The following is a 20,377-nucleotide window of genomic DNA, read 5'->3' as shown; positions in this document are numbered from 1 at the left end:
AATATGCTGAAGCAGCTTTTTGTGGTTAAGGAAGAATGTAGGTAACAGTCGTTTATTTTGTACTAAAAATATAGGGGGCAGGAAATGAGTGATCTGCATCGATGTCAAAAATTATTAGTAGTATACAAATACAAATTATGTATTTCTGTAATTGCTTTAATGGCTTTAGATGCACTACTTATAAAAGGCTTTATTGATATGTTTTCAGCAATTCTAAACAGCTCTTTATTAGTTTTAACAGTAGTAGCGTTGTTTACTTTAGGGTATTACAGGAAGAAGTATCATTACTATAAAGTTATGGTATACGGGGAAGAGGAATTTACACAATTAGTAACGGTTACCCATTATTAATTTAAAAAGTAGGCCCTTTAAAGGGTTAATAAGAAGAGTAGGAGAAAATTATAATTTATATGTCACTATATATTCATTAAGGTCATCTGTAATAATAATGTTGTTATATTTCGGATTTGTAGTATCTAGTTTACATTACTTGAAGATAAAAAATGAAATCAAGGGGCAGATGCTATGTTTTTTAAAAAGGCTCAGCAAATTAAAAGACTAGAAGAACAGGTATTACAGTTAGAGAAAGAAAGAGATGAAGCTCGGGAGTTAGCGCTAGAAACCCATATGAAACTCCAGGCTTTAGAATGGAAGGAAGAACAAGGATTAAAAATATTTTGATTGATGAAGTATAAACAAAAGGATTTACTATGAGATTCCAATAAAAAAAGGCTTTTTAATAATAAACAAAAAAACTTTGTATTATTTAGTTAAATAAACAGATCAAAAAAGTTTATTTTAAAAAGGAGAGGAAATTAATGAAGAGATTTGTTAAGTATTTATTAACACCCCGTATACAGAGGCTAGATATGGTTTTTGGATTCTTAATAGCAATAAATTTTATTATTATTTTATCTGGTTTGTTAGAACACACCTTTTTTATGATTTTGCTCATGCTCATGATTCCAATTACTTTTTCTTATTTAGTAATTCGTGCTTATCTATTCGTTTTTGGTGACTTCTTAGAATCATTCAAAAAGGTTAATAAACAGTAACACCTTTAACATCTTTAACACACTTTATTATTTTTGTATATAAAGGAGTGAGGATATGTGTCAAATAAGGGTACGCTAGATAAGAATATTGCTAAATATATAGAAGAAACAAATTTGTTACCGAAATCTTACAATGATTTGTATAAGAAAAATACATCAGTTACAGTTAAGGTTGAAAATGTAGTGAAATATGGTGTTTTTGTACAAATCCAGGATGAAAACAAGGGGAAAGGCCTATTGCATATTACAAAGTTTCAAAATATGTATGTTAAACGTATTGAAGATTACTTGCAAATTGGAGATATAATTGAAGATGTTAAAATAATAGACGTTACTCAGGATAGTCTGGCATTCTCAACCTTACATTTAAAATTAGAACAAAAATACATGAGGAAAACACAAGATCAAACAGATATACAAGAGATTAAAGATAGGATTGCACAAAGGGTTGGTATTATTTCAAAGGATGCAGAGAAGAAAATTGAAGATTTTATTAAGGAGAAGGGAATTGTACCATTTGTAATGGCTATGGGTACCGTTATAGACGATTTTAATTATGAACTTTCAATTAAATTGGTTGAAGAAATTGAAAAAAAAGCGCGTGATTATCTTTAACAAAACAAGAAAAATAATAATAACAGACCATGCAAGTGACGCATTTAATAATCGTAATGAAGAAGCAGAATGTATAGAAGCCTCCGTATATAATGCGAAAATTATACTCAAAAACAAGAATCATATATATATGAAGAGCAATTCATTAAAGTATCCATGTTTAATGGTAGGTCAAGATCTGATTGTTAAGTCGACAATTAAGGAAAATATGAAAATGATACCTTATGATTAAATGATTCTATTGAAAATTATTGTTTGAAAATTCCATTTACTATATAATGGTAACATATCTTTTTTATATTTTTCTAATCCATAACTAATCTAAGCCTTTCGGGTTTACTCATTATTAACGCATTGCGTACATTTTGTTCGCATGTCTAATAACGATGTAATCCTGAAAGGCTTTTTGTGTTTCGGGAATGGAATTAGGAAAAGTGAATAGGGGGGAGAAACAAGTACTATCCAATGTTTGGATAATCAATTGTGATTTAAAGAATTACAAATTATAAAAAATGAGAGGGGAATTAATATGAACGTTGTTTCTAAGGAAAAAAGTGTACTTTTAAGTCATTTAGATTGGGTATTTGAAAATCTTGAAAAAGAAAAAAAGTGTAAAGCTAAAGATGATTTTCGAATAACTGAGGAGTTGAGTGTTGGAGACATGATTTTAAAAATATACTTCGTTAATGAAAAATCAAATGTCTCAAAAGTACCTATAATTCTTACATTAAATCAGCTACAACATTTTCAAAACTATCTGAAGTCTAAACAAGTCATAGTTAAGGATGTAGCAGATAATACACTATTTACACTTTTTGAATTAGGTGTTTGTGAGCCAAATACCAAAATTCATCTTAAGGCGAAAGATATCATTAATGTTTTGAGAGCGTTTGGAGTAAAGGTCCAAATATAAATTGTAAATATTAACGTGCGCATATAAGCAAATAAAAAAATAAAAAATTGCTCTTTTGGGGGAGAAATATAATGGGTAAGCGAATAATGATACAATCAGTAAAACTGGTTAAGGAAAGTAACAAGATTTATGATATTGAAAGAAAAAGAATTACTAGTCCAGATGATTTAAATATTCTTGCTAGAGTTGTGTTGTGTGCGGATGAAATTCCACATAAAGTTTTTGGGGTATTTAATTTAAATACAAAGAATGAAGTTATTGGTTGTAGTATTGTATCGCAAGGATCAATAAATAGTTCAATAGTTTCGCCCCGTGCAACTTTCAGAACAGCCATACTCAATAATATAGTATGCTTTCATAATCAACGGGGAACGTGTATGTTCCTCAACAAGTAAAAAAAGACGTTTGTTGAATAATCAGTACCCTTTTTAGAGGACATTTAAAAAAGTTAGGCAGCCGTAAGAAGATGATTTCTGTATTCAACAGGAGTCATCTTCTTTAAATTCTATTGATACCTATGCTGATTATAGTATTTCATATAAGCTTTAATTTTTTGTTTTAGCTGGGCAAAAGAGGTACAAGTTTTTATGGGTGTTTCATCTTTAAGGTGTCCGAAAAAGGACTTTTGAGGGGTATTATCCCAACAGTACCCTCGTCTTGACATAGATTGTCCAAGCTTTAATTTTTCGAGTGATTTTTAATAAGTAGGACTTTTGTAATGAGCGCCTTGATCAGAATAGATATAGGTATCTTTAGTGAATCAAACTCTCTTATTCTTCTTGAGTTTGTGAAGAGTCGCCGTTGCGAAATCTAGTGTAAGTCGTTCTGAAACGTGATAAGCCAAAATTTCATTAGTAGACTTGTCTAAAATGTTAGATAAATATCCTTTCTGATTCTTACCATAAAACAGATATGTGGTATCTGTAAGAAGGGCTTTTCTTGGTACTCCTTGTCTGAATGCTCGATTTAATTGATTTGGTACCACAAAATGTTCTTTCGTCGTTTTCATCATTCTTTTGTAAGGATTTGCTTTACGAATAGGACAAATAATCCTGTATTTCTTCATAATCCTACGAATACGCTTGAAAACAGGAGTGTTTGAAGAAGAAATCGACATAGATGCAGCCAATTTTTTGCTTAATAGTTTGGCTAGTAGGTGTTATAAAAGTTGGACGGCCACTTTATTAAATCGTTGATTCAGTCCTTCCGGACTGATAAGTACTGCTGTTGATGCTTCTAAACAGCTAGATAATAGAGTTAAAGAGATTTTAGAGACATTTTGGCTCCCCCATACATATAAAGCTATTAAATCTTTTGCTTGGTACTTACTGGTTCGTTGTACAAAACCAACATCTCTAGCAAGATTCCGTAAGATATTTGGAGATAAAAAACTTTGAATCTCTTGAACAAATAGTTTTAATTCACCAGGCGCAGAAACAGACATGAAAACGCCGTCCTTTCCTATGACCCTAAAGAAAGAATAGCGTTTTAGGGGGGCATATCTTTTTATTAGCTTGATAGCGATGTGGTGGAACACTTATATTCAATTCTCTTATGTTGCGCCACTTGACGTAATTCTATATTATAAATATTTTTAATTTTTTTGTGCGTTTTTCAACGGTCAGGATATTATTGACGTCGTTATTTTACATGCTTATCGAAATTTTTAAATAATTCGATAAAATTTGTTGATTTAGAATAGAGTAATTAGTATAATAAATTTCGGGTGTAAATCATGTAATATTTGTATATTTCGTAAATTTTATGCAAATTGGATTCATACAGAAAAACATGCTTACCTCTGTAACAGCTTAACAAGAAAGGAGAAAAACAATGATTGAACTAAATGTAAAAAAAAGTAATGCGGAAAAACGTGCTTATCTTCGTGATGCTATAGCAAGAAAGGGGAAAACAATTTTGGCCGCAGGGGCACATAATGGCTTAAGTGCCCGTTTGGTAGAGGAATCCGGCTTTGAAGCCGTTTGGTCTTCCAGCTTCGAGATTTCAGCGTCGGCCGCATTACCGGATGCAAGTCTGCTTAGCATGACAGAATATTTAACGGCGGCAAAGCAAATGAACGATGCTGTCTCAATTCCTGTTATAGCAGATTGTGATACAGGATTTGGGAATAATTTGAATGCAGTTTACGCCGTTCAACAATTTGAAGCGGCCGGAATTGCAGCTGTTTGCTTTGAGGATAAACAGTTTCCAAAGATGAATAGTTTCGTTGGCGCTGGTCAACATCTTGAACAGATTGATACGTTTGCCCGAAAGATAAAAGTTGCAAAAGAAGCGCAAACAACCAAGGATTTTATGATCATAGCACGCACAGAAGCTCTAGTAGTAGGATGCGATGTATCTGAAGCACTGAAAAGAGCTCATGCTTACGCTGACGCAGGTGCAGATGCTATTCTTATTCATTCTAAGGCCAAAACACCTGACGAAGTGCTTGACTTTATATCGTGCTGGCAAGACCGATTGCCTGTAGTTGTTGTCCCAACGACCTACTATTCCTTGACTGTCGAAGAAGCTAACGCTGCTGGTGTAAAGTTAATGATCTTTGCCAACCACGGAATGAGAGCCATGATTTCAGGGTCAAAGGAAGTCTTGTCCAAGATATGTGTAAGCGGTAGTTCAGAATCTGTACAAAGCGAGATTGCGACAGTACAAGATATATTTCAAATACAGCGTTTACCGGAATGGTTAGAACATGAATAATCTTGATGACTTTGAAGCAGTTTTTGTTAAAGGAGAAACTTCACCTGGTGTAAAAGTGCTCCTAATTGGTTGGTATAAGGAGGCTTTGGAATCTCTGGTTAAATTAGGATGTGATGTAGTTAATGTTATCAATGCAAAACATATTGAGCGGTCGCGCCAGCACAATCAAAACGCTACAATCCTAAGTTGTGCTGATGTACATAGTGCAGAAGAAGTTATTGAAAGTTTAACCAGGGCATCGATTCATTTAGAACAATTCTCGGTTATTTGTAGTATGAGAGAATTAGCATTAGTCACAGCAAGTATTCTAAAGGAGCTCACACAATGCCAAGGCATGTCGACCGATGTTGCAGTGGCACTTCGAGATAAGTATGTGCAAAAACGCTTAGTTAAATCAGCTGGTATTCCCGTCACGGACTTTTATACTGTGGATTTGATCACTGATATCAAAAAAATTAACAAACCAGTAATCATTAAGCCGTTATCCGGTGGCGGTGCTCGTGACACTTTTCGAGTCGACAGCATAAACAAACTGGGTGAGTTGCGTAACCTTAAGCACATTGGTCCGTGGTTAGTCGAGGACTTAGTTAGTGGTTCTGAGTTGCACCTTGATGGCGTAATTCGTGATGGAGAAGTTAAGATGTTAAGCATTTCAAGATACTTAACAAACGTAATAGAAATCCAAAATGGAGGTCTAGTAGGTTCAATTGTGCACCCCCCTAAGCAGAATCATCTGCTGTATGAACGGGGTAGAGCATTGGTGACTGATGCACTTACAGCACTTGGCCATACTAACGGAATATTTCATCTAGAGGCTTTCGATACCCCATCTGGCCTTGTTTTTAGCGAATGTGGCGGAAGAATAGGTGGTGGAATGATTTTTGAAGAGGTCAACCATCTTTTCGGCGTAAATCTGGCATTTGAGTGGGCTAAATCCTGCCTGGGTTATAATACGAGGGTGAATCTGAAAGAAACCGTGGGGACTGTCGGATTTGTTCATCTTCCTTCGCCTGAAGGGAGGATAATTTACGTACCAAGTGAAGAAGAGGTTATGAGTATGGAAGGTTGTGTGAAAGCCTCTGTAAACATTAAAGTTGGTCAGATAATGAAGAACAGTGCAGAGGCATCTAATATTAAAGCTGGGAAAGCTCTAGTACAAGGTAAAGACGAAGAAGAAGTTGAAATACGTCTTAGAAAATTGGCTAGCTGGTTTCAGGATCAAGTGCAGACAGCATCGCCTAACTCGGAGAGATCATGAATACCATAATCGAAAAATTTTGGATTTCTCCTCAGGGTTATGCTCAAAAATTAATGTTTTGGTTGACTTTCATAAATAACTTTGGCACTGGTCTCTACGTCTCAAGTGCAGTCTTATATTTTGTAAATTATCAAGGATTTAGTGCCATACAAACAGGGGTTGGACTCTCCATTGGTGGCGCTGTAGGGTTATTGTCCGGGATCCCAGTGGGAATGCTTTCAGATCGTAAGGGTGCAAGAGAAACATATCTGGTTACTTTGGTGATTGAAGCCCTTTCAATGGCTGCGTTACTAATAATAAGTAACTATTATATGTTTGTAATCTTAATTTCTATTACATCTCTCGCTTCTGTTGCAAGTAGTTCAGCAAGAGGGGCACTTGTCCGAGAATTAGGTGGAGACAATTCGACCCACTTCCGAGCAGGGCTTCGATCAGTAAACAATCTTGGCATAACCTTTGGAGGGGCGTTAGCAGGAATTGTGATAACCATACATAACCAACAAGGGTATTTGTTACTCATAGTAATTAACGTATTAACATTTATTGTCTGTGCTGGTATGGTTTATAAACTTCCAAAGACTGGGGTTATTCATAAGAAAAAAGCCCAAAAGGCGCTAGGAGTTCTTCGGGACAGGCGCTATCTTGCCTTTTCTTTTTTAGTTGTTGTCTTTATGCAGCAGTACTCAGTTTTGCCCCTCGCTCTGCCACTATGGCTTATTAACCACACAATGGTTCCCCGGTGGACCGTTGGTTTGGTTATACCTTTAAATACGATAATGGTAGTCGGCCTTCAAGTATTAGTGTCACGATGGGTGAGTAGTTCTTACAGAAGAATTAACGCCGCTTTTCTTAGCAGCGCCACATTCTTACTAATTTCCTTCGTATTAATAGGGCTTATGCCGAATGTCGAGCAAAATATTGCACTGGTCTTTATTATAACAGGTTTGATATTTTATAGTTTTGGGGAGCTTTGGTTTTCTGCAGTTAGTTACGAATTAAGCTTCCTCTTGGCTCCTCATTCTGGAACTGGTGAATATCAAGGGATGTTTAGCATGGCAAAAGGCCTGGGCAGAGTATTGTCACCCATTGTAGTTACTGGAGCTTGCCTAAATGGTGGTACAGCTGGATGGGTAGGACTAGGAGTCTTAATGTTATTAGCCGGAGTTATTTCTTTTGTAGCGAATCTCGGTACTTCAAAATATATAAAGGAGGATATAAATAAATGTTAAAATACGAAGATATTCCAAAAATTGGTCCGGAAGACTATTCAAGAGCTATTCAAACGGTTCAAGATATAGGTGTTTGTATTATTGTAGGTCTTCCTACTGGTCCGGAAAAGTTAATCGAGTTTGGAAAAAAATTTGGACCTATATCAATTAAGCCTTCCTATGGGAACAGTGTGGTAAACCGTGAGGGTCCTTTTGCTGTCCTTGGCGATGTACGTCCTCTGGAAGATCTCATAGGGAAAGCACCGCGCCCTACTCAGACGACATCAGAGGTTCCTCTTCATACTGCTCGGTCCGCAAGTGATAATCCGTGTTCCTTGTTTATGATGTTACTTGTCAGCGAACCTAGTTTTGGACCGCTTGGTAATAGGGGGGAGTCACGCATAGCCCGGCTTGCGGATGTATATGAATTATATGATCAGGTGTTTCCGAATAAACTGAATTCTGACATTGCTGAACTGTCTAGCGTACCTATTTCTAGATCTTCTAATAGTGATGCCCGACCAATCCTTCATAGAGATAACAAAGGCAAGATTTGTCTTCGGTATTGGGAGGGAATACGTGATGACGTTTACCGTAGCGAGGTCGGTAAACCATTTCTAGAGGCTTTTAAGCGATTTGATTGGGCCCTGAATCATGTGGCAATCGAGTTTATGCTTGAGAAAAATGAACTGATTTTTCTTGATAATACCTCCGTTGCTCATGCTCGACGGTCGTTTCCACTTTGGACGAGGAAGGGAGAAGAGATACATGTTTCTGAGCGAACCATCCACTCGGTGCACATCGATGCGTAAGGTAGATACAACTGATAAAATCGGTCAAACACACAGTGAAACATTGGCTGATTTAGTCATATCATCCGGCTATGATTATGCTGTGGGTGTACCTGATTCAATCTTAAAAAACTTCTTAGGCCCTTTGGAATTGGTAATTCCAGTTTTAAATGTACCAAGAGAAGATGTTGCAGTTGCTTTTGCTACGGGTATTAGTTTAGCAGAATCTAAACCTATTGTATTCATGAAAAATGCAGGTTTATTTACATGTGCCGATGCACTCACCTCTTTGGCTTTAGACATTGGCGAGTATTTGACATTAATAGTTGGTTGGGCTGGGACTGGATCAGACAAGCTATCCCATCACCTTGTAACTGGTAGTCGCACAATTGATTATCTAAATGCATTAGGCGTATCATGGGCTGTGTGGGATAAGGCAGATATTCATAGTTTGAAAACATTTTTAACTCAGAAAGCTCAAGGACATCGAGTCCTGTTGGTACCCCCGGGGAGTGATATTTAAATGATTAGTAGAAGTGATACTGTTAGAGCGTTGTTGGAATATATAGAAAGAGTAGAAGGCTTGCTCGTAGTAGGAAATGGATTCTTGAGCCGTGAGGCAATGAGGTTAGGACAGAGGGGGAGTATATTACCGCTTCAGGGTGGTATGGGATTGGCTAGCAGTGTTGGGGCAGGTCTTGTTACAGGTGGCCAAAAGAATGTAGTAATACTTGAGGGAGATGGGAACCACTTAATGGGTTACTCTTCACCACATGTAATTGGGGGACTTGGACTACCGATTCTACATGTTGTTTCGTGGAATGGTGTCTATAATAGCACTGGAGGCCAGAAAATTTTGAATGTTCAGCCTGATGTGAACTATGTAGCGAAGTCGTTTGGGTATGAGGAAAGTTTTGAGTTCAAATCTATTTCTAGCTTTAAAGAATGGCTTGATTCAACGAAAGTCGTTGTTCCTACGCTTGTTTACATATGTGAAATTGAAGACCAAACAACTCCCGAACGAATTGAGATTAATAGTGCTGTATATGCAACCGCATACAGAGAACGATTAACAGGAGGAGAAAATTTATGAGTCAATCGATTCGTCATCTATTGTCGATGGATGATCTTTCAGAATCAGATATTCAATGGATATTTGAGAAAGCGGAACATTACAAAAAAAATAACCGATCGAACCTAAGCCTTAAAGGACAGATTGTGGGTTTATTGTTTTATGAGCCAAGTACTAGAACCTACCAATCGTTTTCGTCGGCAGCTCAGCGTCTCGGAGGCGGCGTAATTGGTTTCGGAGATCCAACTAGCTCCAGCGCAGCGAAAGGGGAGACTTTAAGTGACACAATACAGGTAATGCAGACGTTTGCGGATCTGTTGGTAGTTAGGCATCCAACCAACGGAGCTCTTAAGCCATTACGAGAAATTGCTCAGGTTCCTATTATCAACGGTGGTGATGGTTCAAATGAGCATCCTACACAGACTCTTTATGATTTGTTTACAATTAATGAAATTTTCGGGAAAATAGACAATTTGACGATAGGGTTTGTTGGAGATCTTAAATATGGTCGCACTGTACACTCTCTAACAAGGGCTCTGCTTCGATATAATTGCAAACTTTACTGGATAGCTCCAGACAGATTTCAGCCTAATGTTTCAGATAGTCTTTTATCAGATCATGTTGAAAAAGTTTCCGAAATTGACGAGGTCATATCGGAACTTGACGTACTTTATGTTAGCCGACCTCAACGTGAGAGATGGTCATCTGATGAGCAAGGTTCTGATTTGCCAATCATAGACAATGAAGTTCTGCGTCAAGCTAAGAGCTCATTAGCCGTAATGCATGCACTCCCACGTGTCAATGAAATTGCTCTGGAGGTTGATAGTAATCCTAGGGCTAAGTATTTTCAACAAGTATCTAATGCAGTTCCAGTCCGAATGGCAATCCTAGATTTGATTGGTGGGAATAAGTGATGGATTTAAAACACGGATCAGTAATAACTACTAGTATAGCTAGACATGTGGGAGATCTTGAAGGGGTAGAGGTAGTGCCAAATCCGGAACCAGTTCGAGACGAACTGGTTCTAGCAGAGGTAATACGTCTTGGGTCCTATAAGCATATTGATGTGGCCCCCGGTGCAGACTTAACACTTTCGGTTGGGGCTAAAATCATAGGAGCATGGGGAGAACGTGGTTCGTCCACTTCAATAAGTGGTCGAGTACCTTCAACATTTATTGAAGAAGCAGATTTATTGGCGGTGGGGGGATTAGTTGGAGTTGCGGATGATTTCCCTCGAGAAGCAGGTCCGCCTACAAGGCTAAAGATAATTGGAGGGCTGAAGAAGGATGGACAACTTTTATCCCTTCAGCGAAAAATTAAATCATTGGTAGATGTGGAGGTTGCTGTTCCAACAGTTCTAGTTGTTGGGACGTCAGCAGAGGTAGGAAAGACCCGTGTAACCAGCTCTCTCATCCGAACTTTAACAGAATCCGGTCATGCCGTTGGTGGAGTTAAACTATCGGGTACCGGCCGTATGAGGGATACACAAAACTACATTCAAGCGGGAGCAGTATCGACGTCGGACTACGTCGATACTGGCATAGACACGACATATGGTCGACGAGGTCAAGAGGTTTGGGAGTCAGCCATTTCTATGTCGGATTATCTAGTTAAAAGTGGGGCAAAGATTCTTATCGGAGAGTGTGGAGGGGATGTGATTTCTTCAAATTCTATGCCTATAATTGAAGGGTTTGCTAAGGCCAACTGCCTTTGTGCGGTTGTCGCAGTATGCAGCGATCCTTTGGCTGCATTGGGGCTAAAGACCGTCTTGGACAAAGCTATACCAGATATCCCTACTTTGCTAGCACCTATGCGAAGAAATGCAACTATTAGCGCTTCGATTTCGCGGGAACTCACCGGGTGGTCCTCTTTCACCACTTTAGACGAGCTTTTAACAGACGTTTTGGAAAGGATTTATTCCTACGATGATTCGTCGAAATAAATCTAAAGGTCATGCGTTGGTATTAGATACGGGGAAGGAAGAAGTGAATGCGGTCTTGTCGGAATTGCATGACTACAGATTCACACGATTGATGGATCCCCCCCCCATTGAAAATAGTGATTGTATTCCAGATAGTAATGGACACATAATAGGTCTAGAAGATGCAGCAATGGCTTTGTGGGGGAAGGACAGCTACCAATACGTAGTAGCTACATCGGAGAGAAATGTCTCACTAGCAGGAAGATTAAGATCACGATATGGATTGACTGGTATGAAAGAACTTGAAGCAGTGGCTTGCACTGATAAGTTAATTATGAAGCGTAAGCTTGAACAGGCAGGTGTTCCAGTTATTCCGTATTGGTCTGGATTAGATTTTATAGAAAATGAAGAAAACTGTAAGTCATGTGGGGAGGTAGTAGTAAAACCGCTTAATGGATCGCGTTGCCGTGGGGTTATCAAAATGAGTTCAGAAGAAGCATTAGATTACATTCGAAATATAGGTTATGAAGTAATCGTTGAGGAACAGATAAAAGTAAAACAAGAATTTCATTGCGATGGAGTAGTCGAAGGGGGAGTGCTTCGACACTGTGTTAGCTCGGCTTATTATCGACCTCAACTTGCTGCGGTTGGTGGATTAAATGCTAGTATACAAATCGACCCACTTAGCAGGGAAGACTATAAGCTAAGAAACTTGTCTGAGTTGGCAGTACAGGCGCTGGGGATAACCAAGGGTGTTGTTCATGTGGAGATATTGAGTGATGGTCGGAATTTGTGGGTTGGTGAAATTGCTGGGAGACCGGGAGGCGGCGGTATAACACGCTATTTCCATCTCATTACGGGATTAAATTTGTGGAAAATATTTACTTACCAACAACTTGGTCATGAGCTCGATATTAGATGTACAAAAGAAAAGTCGGATGGGTCATGGTTGCGTATCGGTGTTCCACCAACCGCTAAAGGTATCAAGATAGACGAAAACTTAAAGAGTTTAGGTTCGGACATCGAGGTCCATGATCGTAGGAAAAAAATGAGTTACACGTCTCGTAGTTACTGGCCTTTTGGTAGCATAATGTATGCAAAGACCAAGTCGATGGTGGATGCGAAGAGGTTTATTCAAGAAATAGAGAAACAGATTAAATCAGAAAAAAGGGAGTTATTAGAATATTGATATCTAGTTTATTTTCGGACTGGCTATGGAGTAACCGTAACCGTTACTCTAGCAGTAAAGAGGCTTTGGATCTTTTGGGATTACGAGAAAGAGAACTATCTCTGCTAGCAAACTCGAATGTTCGTGCCGTAATCACTCTTCCCCACGCTAGCCCTAATTTGTTTATGTCAAGACTTCATACAGTATGTCGTGCATCAGAGTTGGTAAGATCCGGTAACGCAGATTTACATATACGGGTGGTTCTAACACACACTAATATGTCTGATCTGCGTTGGCGACCATATGCCTGGTGGTATCTCGATTTAGCAGGAAATGTTCGACGGAAGACTATCTTCACACGGAATAAGCGTCGAAAGCATGTGTCGGTAATGAGTCTTCCACCATTAGACGTCTCTCTAAATGACGCAAGGGAGCCTGTGGCTGGGGCGGCACTAATAGCTAGGAACGCCCCGAATCTAGCGTTTTCCTACATGATAGCAATGGCTTACATTGAGCGTGCCGCTAATTTACATCATGGCGTTCCAACTTTGTATTTACCACTTGATTTATTAGTGGAGTTTGTTTTATCTAATGAATATAAGTTAGGGTGTATTGGTCAAGCATTACAAGAGAATGTTGAATATCGTACTTTAAATGCGTTGGGTGAAGTAGTTATAGGGAATGCTCAACAGGCAGTGATATTAGACCACATCTCCAATATGAGACTTCTAGGAACCCTGTCACCGGCGACAGTTCTTGGGGGAATGAAGACAGAACGGTACTGGCCACATGTGATCGAATCTTCCACTAAACTTGGTACTTGCCAGGGCTGGTTCGGTATTCCGCCTATGGAGATTGTCGAGCCATTTAATGAACTGTCTGTTCCCTATCAACCATCTGGTAAAGTTGTTTCACAATTAAAAGATCTGAAGATTGAATACTCACTGGCTCTTGCTCTTGCCGACACAAATTAGTTTTTCTAAGGCTTGGAACTATTTGATAAGGATAAGGAAATTGAATTATAGTAAAGCACAAAAATGGATGCTTTTCTTCAATAAGACAAACATCTGATCTGCCACAATCGTGCGCTTTTCTTGAATAACGAAAAAGGCCAATTTCTCAATTTTAATGCAGGGAAATTGGCCTTTTTATTTTGGAGTCCTTTAAGGGGCTCGACCGAGATACGTGTAAAAACAGGTCATAAGCTGTATTATATTTCTATTATTTGTTTTTAGATGAAAATAACAACCTCAGGATAAGCAAAAAAACAATTTCCTTATGAACTACACCTCTAATTATTAGACATAGTCTAATAATTAGAGGTGTAGTTTTTTGTATGACAAAATTTACGAAGGATTCAAAATTGACGCTCGTTCAAGGCTTTAATCCAAAACCAATTTCTCAAACAGAATATGCAAAACAAATGCACAATTTCAATACTGGTCGCGCTTATAAGAACTTCATGGAGAAGAAGGTTTACACGAGGTCTATAGAGAAATTACACCGTAGAGTTTAAACTAGACGTACTAAATTTTATGGCTCAATCGTGTATGTCGTTAATGGATACAGCAGCTACATTCATAATCCCTTCTTTTACAAAGGTTTATCAATGGAAGAAACAATTTGAAGTAGGTGGCTTAGATGCCCTTGAACCAAAGAGAAAGGGGCATCCATCCATGAAAAATAAACACACAAAACATGATACAAAAAGGATTCCGGCGGAAGGTTCAATTGAAGCGTTACAAGCTGAATTAGAACACTTACGCATGGAAAATGCGTATTTAAAAAATTTGAATGCCTTAGTTCAAAATAAGGGGAAATTACCAACTATTGATGTATTCAGATCAAGGGTGACATTATCAAATGAAACAGTACCGTCAGGCATTACAAGAAAGAGGTATCGTACAAAGTATGTCTCGTAAAGGCAACTGTTATGACAACGTAGTAATGGAGAATTTCTTTGGAATCATGAAGTCTGAAATTCTCTACATAAACGAGTTTGAAAGTGTAGAGCATTTCAAAATAGAATTAGAAAAATATATAGATTATTAAAATACAAAACGGATAAAGACAAAATTAAAAATTAGCCCGGTGCAATACCGGGCCCACTTTTATCAAGCTGCCTAATGAAATAACCGTGCCTAACTTTTAGATGGCACTTCAAAAATTCGTTATAAGAAGTTGAACTTTCTTATTTAATTTTGTAAGATACCCACCAAAAACACTGTCCCATATATATCTGTAAATCATTTGAAACAGGGGTAAATATATTTTTTAGTTCTTCCTCGGTGTAATAGTTTTTTATGATTTCATATTTTGTTCCATTATCCAAAGTCCTTAATTTATATGTATTTGGATCATTCTCTTTATATATTAAAGTACCACCTATGGACTTTATATAAATATTATCAGCCATAAAAACTGTTGTTCCAGACCCAAGCTTATTGTGTAATTGATTTAAAAATTCTTGAATTCTAAACTTTGGTATATGTGAAAACCAAAAGTTTGCAATACCTCCCTCAAAGTTTCCAGAGATTTTGTCAAGCTGATAGGCATCCCTTTGAAGAAAATTCACTTTAGAAGGGGAAATGTTTTTTTGATTTGCAATGTTTAATACTTCGTTGGAATAATCTAAGGCTGTTATATGTTTTGCTGTTTTAGCTATAAACTGTGTCCAATAGCCTGTCCCACATGCTATTTCTAAAATAGATTGGTCTGTAAATAGCTTTTGGAGTTTCTGTTGAATGAGAATCTGTTCTTTTTGACGAATAGGATCGTTTCTAAAATAAACCTTTTCATATTCATGAGCTCGTTCGTTATAATACATCTTCATAAATATCCCCCTTTGTACAAATTAACCAATTATAACATTTGCTAGTTAATTCTGTATATTGTTTTTTACATTGAAAGAGTTGAATGCTAGATACATTTCGATACATAGTTTCGGTAAGTTCTTAGATGCACTAGAAAAATTATATTTATGCGGGAGAATTTTAAAGAGATGTTTCCAGAACAATTAATAGAATTAGGTTATCTCCAAGATGATCTGTATGGTTGATTTTGACTTTGGAAACAGGTTACTCACAACAAGGGAGAAAACTATTCAGTCACTGGGGAATGCTCTGTTATATATATCCCAATCGAGGCATTTATAAATTTCAGGATACTACGAAGAGTGGTACATCTATAATAGAATAAATTCAACTGTATAGCGTGGGCGGAGAGGTTGCTAATCCTTTTTCTCTAAGTTTAGAGGGGAAGGAGGTGTAATCTATGGATTATTTGAATAATCTCATAGAACAGGATTATAGACATATCCAGCGACGTTTTTTCAAATCCGTAGGATTTCAAAGTCTTCGCCATGCTACTCGTACCTTGAAAGGAATCAGAACAATCCATGCTATATAAACGAAAACGAAGTTTGCAGCCGACCTTCGTTTTTTCAACATACAATGAATTACAGCAATTACTTACAATTGCATAAGATTCAACTGTACTCACTCTAACTTTCTATCAGTTAAGAAACTGTGCAATAGAACTATCCACAGTAATTTTACAAATATATATGACATCATCCAATTCTTTTAAAAAATTTATTCTTAAATTTTTATTTTTGCTTGAATCTACACTTAACGTTATAATTCTTATTTTTTTTCAAACGTTTATAATTTAACTGTTTAAGAGTACCGGTATACTTATCTTTAATATTGCTTCATAAAATGGTACTCACAGCTATGTCACTCCAATAAAAATGTTGTCACAAATGAATTCTGCCCCGCTTCAATTTTAGAAGCGGGGCAGAATTCATTTGTGATATAGACCAATAGCGTCAGTAATGCTAGAAAGTCCATCTTTTTCTAGTAGATTTAAAATTTCTTGGTTAATTTGTTTTGCAACAGAGGGCCCTCGATAAATCATACTAGTATAGAGCTGTACGAGTGAAGCACCAGATTTAATTTTTTCATATGCATCTTCTCCAGTAAAAACACCACCGGATCCAATAATAGGTAATTTTCCTTGAGTTTGTTGATAGATTTTAGAAATAATTTCTGTAGAACGTGAGTTTAATGGTTTACCACTTAAACCACCACTTTGTTCTTGATATTTAGACGTTAGATTAGTACGGGAAATAGTTGTATTTGCAGCAATAACTGCATCAACTTTTACTTCTAAAATTATTGAGATAACTCCTTCAAGTTGTTCTGGAGTTAAGTCAGGAGCAATCTTTAAAACAATAGGACGATATTGACTATGTTTTTTACATAATTCATCACGTTTAGTTAAAATAGAAGTTAATAATGGCTTTAAAGTATCGACATATTGTAAATCTCTTAATCCTTCAGTGTTTGGCGAGCTAATATTAATGACAAAATAGTCACCATGAGTATAGAGTGCTTCCAGTCCTTTTTGATAGTCCAAATTGGCGTCTTGGTTTGGAGTATCTTTGTTTTTTCCTAAATTAATTCCTAGAGGTATAGCTGGACGTGGTAAAGTCATAAAGTTTTGCTTTGCTTTATTTAATCCCTCACTATTAAACCCCATACGGTTAATAAGTGCTGTGTCCTCAGGTAAACGATATAGGCGAGGTTTAGGATTTCCAGGCTGAGGATTAGGTGTAATAGAACCTACTTCAACTGAGCCAAAACCAAGGGATGCAAGAGCTGGATATACATCAGCAAACTTATCAAAACCAGCTGCTAAACCAATGGGATTAGGAAATGTAATATTTAGTAATTTACATTCTAATCTAGAATCATTCAAGCTCATATTTGTATTGTATAAATCTCTAGCAAATGAAAATGATTGCATAACCTTTAGAGCTTGAATAGTTCGTGTATGAGCTTTTTCAGGGTCCATCTTAAATAATAAATTGCGGATATTTGCATACATAGTTAGAATCTTCCCTTCAAATTATTAAAGTTAAAAGAATGCTAAAAACTCCTTATCTAAAATGAACAATGTAAAGTATTCTAGGTAATAATTTATAACTAGAATTTTTGGATGAGTATAACACCTATAATTACTAAAATAGCGCCAAGAATACGTGGTAAGGATAACAGATGTATAGGAACATTAATTAAACCAAAATGATCTATTAATACAGATGCAACGATTTGACCAGCGAGTACCAAAGCTACGGTTGTTCCCGCTCCAATTCTTGGAATAAGAATAATGGTAGCTAGTACATAAAAAGCCCCTAACACGCCTCCAGTCCACACCCACCATGGTGCAGATGCAATACCTTTATTAAAACTAAAACCAGCTTTAAATAATGAAACGGTGAACAAAGTGATTGCACCAACTATAAAAGAAATAGTTGCAGCAACAAGAGGTGAACCTACAACAGTACGAAGTTGTGCATTAATACTGAATTGAATCGGTAAAGCAAGTCCAGCCAAAAAGGCAAATATTAAAAATAAAATCCACATAATAAAATATCTCCCATTGATATAGAATTGTTAGAAATAAAAATATATATAATAATATTTTTGAAATTAATAGTATTTTATGAATATAGCGAGCTCGCCTCACCCATTATATTCCATAGATAAATGTTATTCAAATGTTTTTTAAGTTGTTTTTTCAGACATGAGAGTTATTTCTTAATATTTTCATAAAAAAATAACAAAGAAATTTGATATGATTATTAATGGTGTTGACAAAGAAATATATTTTAGAAATGAGGAGTCGAAATCATGAATTCAATATGTGTATTTTGTGGATCGAATTTTGGAGAAAGTGAAGAGTATAAAAACACAGCGGAAAAATTAGGGGAATTTTTAGGTGAAAAAAATACCACATTAATTTATGGTGGAGGTAAAGTCGGATTAATGGGGAGTGTAGCAAACTCTGCCTTACAAGCTGGTGGAAATGTAGTAGGGATTATCCCTGAGTTTTTACGAGATAAAGAAATTGCACATCAAGGGCTTACTGATTTAATAGTTGTGGATTCTATGCATTCACGTAAACAAAAGATGAGTGAACTGGCTGATGGGTTTATTGTATTGCCTGGTGGATACGGAACCTATGAAGAAATGTTTGAAGTTTTATCTTGGGGACAAATTGGTATTCATAAAAAACCAGTTGGGTTAATTAATGTAGACGGTTTCTTTGACCCCTTACTTAAAATGTTACAACATACAGTTGATAAAGGATTTGCAAGACCAGAAAATCTTAATCTAATTCTATCTTCAACAAATATAGAGGAGCTTTTTGCACAAATGAAAGATTACAACCATGTTGTTGTAAATAAATGGGTTGATAAAAAAGCTTAATAGTATAGTTTATAATAAATAGAGAGGGAAACTTATAATAAGTTCCCTTTTTTTTTCTGCTTAAAACAAAAAAATCGGATATGGATATGATATCTCCTGTATGTAATATCTATAAGATGATGAAATGCAAAAACTTGATAAAATTTTCTGATAAAATTTTATCAAGTTTTTTTCTAGTGATAATAGTTTACGAATATATAACTATTTATGTTCTCCAGTAAATATTATTAAAATTTAAACCATACTTTTAATAAAGAAACGATGTGTATTCATGATAGTGTTAGGGATTTTAAAGAAATAAAGGAAATGAAATGTATGAAATCTGAAGAGTGATGTCAGACGATTACTTTTTTGTAAAAAAATAATAAATTTTACCATATATTATTGAAAAAGCATTTTTGGTTTGATATATTATTAATCATTGGAAGTTTGGGAATTCTCAGACTATTAAAATCTGATTAATATCATAAATTAATAAATTGGACGAATTGCATCATTTATAAAGTACCGGTTATACATTTGTGGTTTTATCAGTGGGATGTTTAAGAGATTAGGGAGGGAAATCTGTGTTATCTGCATTAAAGGTAGTGCCAATCGAACAAATATTTTTACATGAAGAATATGAAGTAAAGAGATTAAAATCAATTTGTAAAAAAATTAAAGAAGAGCAAAAATTAAAGAATCCACCTATTGCTTTTCAAATAAGTAAGGACAAGTATTTAATACTTGATGGTGCACATAGAACATCGTCTCTACAAGCCTTAAATTGCAAACGAATGGTTGTTCAAGTAGTGGAATCAGAATTAATATCTATTGATTCGTGGGCGCACTATATTCCAAATGACAGAAATTTCATTGCAGATTTTAAAAAAAATACTAATTTATATTGGAGCGACGTTCCTATTCAGGAACATAATTATTTAGCAATCGTTACAATTGATGGGAATAATCATTATGTTTATTCCAAGCTTATGAATCAATTAGATTTGTTTTCAATGGTAGAGACATGGAAACAAATTGTAAATGTATATACAGATAAATATCAATTTCAACGTATTTCTAATAATGAGTTAAAAGAAGATGGAATTGTTATTCGTTATCCCTCTTTAAGTTTAAAACAAATTGCTCAAGTTGTTGATGAAGGTATTTTACTTCCTGCTGGTGTTACGAAGTTTACAATAAATTGTGGACGTTTTTTAAATTTAAATGTACCTTTAAGCTTCATAATCCGTGAGGATTATGTAGAGGAAGATTGGCAAGAGATGCTAAAACTATGGAGAGAGTCCATTAGATTATATACGGATCCAATCTATTTATGTGAAATTTAAATAAGTATTTATTAGTCGCAGAAAACTTAATATTCTTAATATTGGAGGTAAACAG

At 36.1% G+C, this 20,377-nt stretch carries 21 protein-coding genes and 5 pseudogenes; 22 read left to right on the top strand and 4 right to left on the bottom strand.

Features of this window, described 5'->3' with window-relative positions:
• Positions 1–84 precede the first annotated feature (84 nt).
• The 6 genes and pseudogenes from MR115_RS22110 to MR115_RS22085 form a co-directional block, all read left to right on the top strand.
• Positions 85–351, top strand: coding sequence for a hypothetical protein (locus tag MR115_RS22110; RefSeq protein WP_242242792.1), 267 nt, complete (start codon positions 85–87; stop codon positions 349–351).
• A 174-nt stretch (positions 352–525) separates the two neighbouring features.
• Complete coding sequence (locus MR115_RS22105) at positions 526–681, top strand: hypothetical protein (protein ID WP_242242791.1); 156 nt, start codon at positions 526–528, stop codon at positions 679–681.
• Positions 682–818: 137 nt separating this feature from the next.
• Positions 819–1,055: a hypothetical protein gene (locus MR115_RS22100; RefSeq protein WP_242242790.1), complete on the top strand. Its 237-nt coding sequence runs from the start codon at positions 819–821 to the stop codon at positions 1,053–1,055.
• A 57-nt stretch (positions 1,056–1,112) separates the two neighbouring features.
• On the top strand, positions 1,113–1,670 hold the full coding sequence (locus MR115_RS22095) for a S1 RNA-binding domain-containing protein (RefSeq protein ID WP_242242789.1): 558 nt from the start codon (positions 1,113–1,115) through the stop codon (positions 1,668–1,670).
• Positions 1,671–2,199: 529 nt separating this feature from the next.
• Positions 2,200–2,583, top strand: a complete 384-nt coding sequence (locus MR115_RS22090) for a hypothetical protein (RefSeq protein WP_242242788.1) — start codon at positions 2,200–2,202, stop codon at positions 2,581–2,583.
• A gap of 71 nt (positions 2,584–2,654) precedes the next feature.
• Positions 2,655–2,945: pseudogene (locus MR115_RS22085) on the top strand (JAB domain-containing protein); the annotation flags it as partial.
• Between the two features lie 143 nt (positions 2,946–3,088).
• On the opposite strand, the pseudogene MR115_RS22080 reads toward MR115_RS22085, so the two are convergent.
• Positions 3,089–4,027: pseudogene (locus MR115_RS22080) on the bottom strand (IS3 family transposase).
• Between the two features lie 389 nt (positions 4,028–4,416).
• Here MR115_RS22080 and MR115_RS22075 point away from each other — a divergent pair.
• The 13 genes and pseudogenes from MR115_RS22075 to MR115_RS30340 form a co-directional block, all read left to right on the top strand.
• On the top strand, positions 4,417–5,301 hold the full coding sequence (locus MR115_RS22075) for an isocitrate lyase/phosphoenolpyruvate mutase family protein (protein WP_242242786.1): 885 nt from the start codon (positions 4,417–4,419) through the stop codon (positions 5,299–5,301).
• On the top strand, positions 5,294–6,559 hold the full coding sequence (locus tag MR115_RS22070; RefSeq protein ID WP_242242785.1) for an ATP-grasp domain-containing protein: 1,266 nt from the start codon (positions 5,294–5,296) through the stop codon (positions 6,557–6,559). The genes MR115_RS22075 and MR115_RS22070 overlap by 8 nt, the downstream gene beginning before the upstream one ends.
• Positions 6,556–7,788: an MFS transporter gene (locus MR115_RS22065; RefSeq protein WP_242242784.1), complete on the top strand. Its 1,233-nt coding sequence runs from the start codon at positions 6,556–6,558 to the stop codon at positions 7,786–7,788. Before MR115_RS22070 ends, MR115_RS22065 begins: the two co-directional genes overlap by 4 nt.
• Positions 7,782–8,579: a TauD/TfdA family dioxygenase gene (locus MR115_RS22060; protein WP_242242783.1), complete on the top strand. Its 798-nt coding sequence runs from the start codon at positions 7,782–7,784 to the stop codon at positions 8,577–8,579. The genes MR115_RS22065 and MR115_RS22060 overlap by 7 nt, the downstream gene beginning before the upstream one ends.
• On the top strand, positions 8,572–9,081 hold the full coding sequence (locus MR115_RS22055) for a hypothetical protein (protein ID WP_242242782.1): 510 nt from the start codon (positions 8,572–8,574) through the stop codon (positions 9,079–9,081). Before MR115_RS22060 ends, MR115_RS22055 begins: the two co-directional genes overlap by 8 nt.
• Complete coding sequence (locus MR115_RS22050; protein ID WP_242242781.1) at positions 9,082–9,651, top strand: thiamine pyrophosphate-dependent enzyme; 570 nt, start codon at positions 9,082–9,084, stop codon at positions 9,649–9,651.
• Positions 9,648–10,544, top strand: coding sequence for an aspartate carbamoyltransferase (gene pyrB / locus MR115_RS22045; protein WP_242242780.1), 897 nt, complete (start codon positions 9,648–9,650; stop codon positions 10,542–10,544). The genes MR115_RS22050 and pyrB overlap by 4 nt, the downstream gene beginning before the upstream one ends.
• Positions 10,541–11,572, top strand: a complete 1,032-nt coding sequence (locus tag MR115_RS22040; protein ID WP_309243108.1) for a hypothetical protein — start codon at positions 10,541–10,543, stop codon at positions 11,570–11,572. The genes pyrB and MR115_RS22040 overlap by 4 nt, the downstream gene beginning before the upstream one ends.
• Positions 11,556–12,740: an ATP-grasp domain-containing protein gene (locus MR115_RS22035; RefSeq protein ID WP_242242779.1), complete on the top strand. Its 1,185-nt coding sequence runs from the start codon at positions 11,556–11,558 to the stop codon at positions 12,738–12,740. Before MR115_RS22040 ends, MR115_RS22035 begins: the two co-directional genes overlap by 17 nt.
• 416 nt (positions 12,741–13,156) lie before the next feature.
• Complete coding sequence (locus MR115_RS22030; RefSeq protein WP_242242778.1) at positions 13,157–13,693, top strand: hypothetical protein; 537 nt, start codon at positions 13,157–13,159, stop codon at positions 13,691–13,693.
• Between the two features lie 362 nt (positions 13,694–14,055).
• Positions 14,056–14,235: a hypothetical protein gene (locus MR115_RS30350; protein ID WP_472926393.1), complete on the top strand. Its 180-nt coding sequence runs from the start codon at positions 14,056–14,058 to the stop codon at positions 14,233–14,235.
• A gap of 19 nt (positions 14,236–14,254) precedes the next feature.
• A pseudogene (locus MR115_RS30345) lies at positions 14,255–14,326 on the top strand (hypothetical protein); the annotation flags it as partial.
• A 217-nt stretch (positions 14,327–14,543) separates the two neighbouring features.
• A pseudogene (locus MR115_RS30340) lies at positions 14,544–14,846 on the top strand (transposase); the annotation flags it as partial.
• Between the two features lie 64 nt (positions 14,847–14,910).
• On the opposite strand, the gene MR115_RS22020 reads toward MR115_RS30340, so the two are convergent.
• A complete protein-coding gene (locus MR115_RS22020; RefSeq protein WP_242242777.1) occupies positions 14,911–15,552 on the bottom strand; it encodes a class I SAM-dependent DNA methyltransferase in 642 nt (213 codons plus the stop codon).
• A 437-nt stretch (positions 15,553–15,989) separates the two neighbouring features.
• Between MR115_RS22020 and MR115_RS22015 the strand changes: the two are divergent.
• Positions 15,990–16,203, top strand: a pseudogene (locus MR115_RS22015) (DDE-type integrase/transposase/recombinase); the annotation flags it as partial.
• A gap of 320 nt (positions 16,204–16,523) precedes the next feature.
• Here MR115_RS22015 and MR115_RS22010 read toward each other — a convergent pair.
• Positions 16,524–17,609: a quinone-dependent dihydroorotate dehydrogenase gene (locus tag MR115_RS22010; RefSeq protein ID WP_242242776.1), complete on the bottom strand. Its 1,086-nt coding sequence runs from the start codon at positions 17,607–17,609 to the stop codon at positions 16,524–16,526.
• Between the two features lie 98 nt (positions 17,610–17,707).
• Positions 17,708–18,148 carry a DMT family transporter gene (locus MR115_RS22005; protein ID WP_000264902.1) on the bottom strand — a complete coding sequence of 147 codons (441 nt, stop codon included), beginning with the start codon at positions 18,146–18,148 and terminating at the stop codon, positions 17,708–17,710.
• Positions 18,149–18,415: 267 nt separating this feature from the next.
• Between MR115_RS22005 and MR115_RS22000 the strand changes: the two genes are divergently transcribed.
• Complete coding sequence (locus MR115_RS22000) at positions 18,416–18,994, top strand: LOG family protein (protein ID WP_242242775.1); 579 nt, start codon at positions 18,416–18,418, stop codon at positions 18,992–18,994.
• 566 nt (positions 18,995–19,560) lie between these two features.
• The gene (locus MR115_RS21995) at positions 19,561–20,322 is read left to right on the top strand and encodes a ParB N-terminal domain-containing protein (RefSeq protein ID WP_000947371.1); all 762 of its coding nucleotides are present in this window, start codon (positions 19,561–19,563) and stop codon (positions 20,320–20,322) included.
• Positions 20,323–20,377 lie beyond the last annotated feature (55 nt).

This window comes from Bacillus cereus group sp. BfR-BA-01309, from assembly GCF_022664315.1.
GTDB classification, from domain to species: Bacteria; Bacillota; Bacilli; order Bacillales; family Bacillaceae_G; genus Bacillus_A; species Bacillus_A mobilis.
Note: the sequence above shows the minus strand (reverse complement) of the source record. Positions and strands in the feature narration are given on the sequence as shown.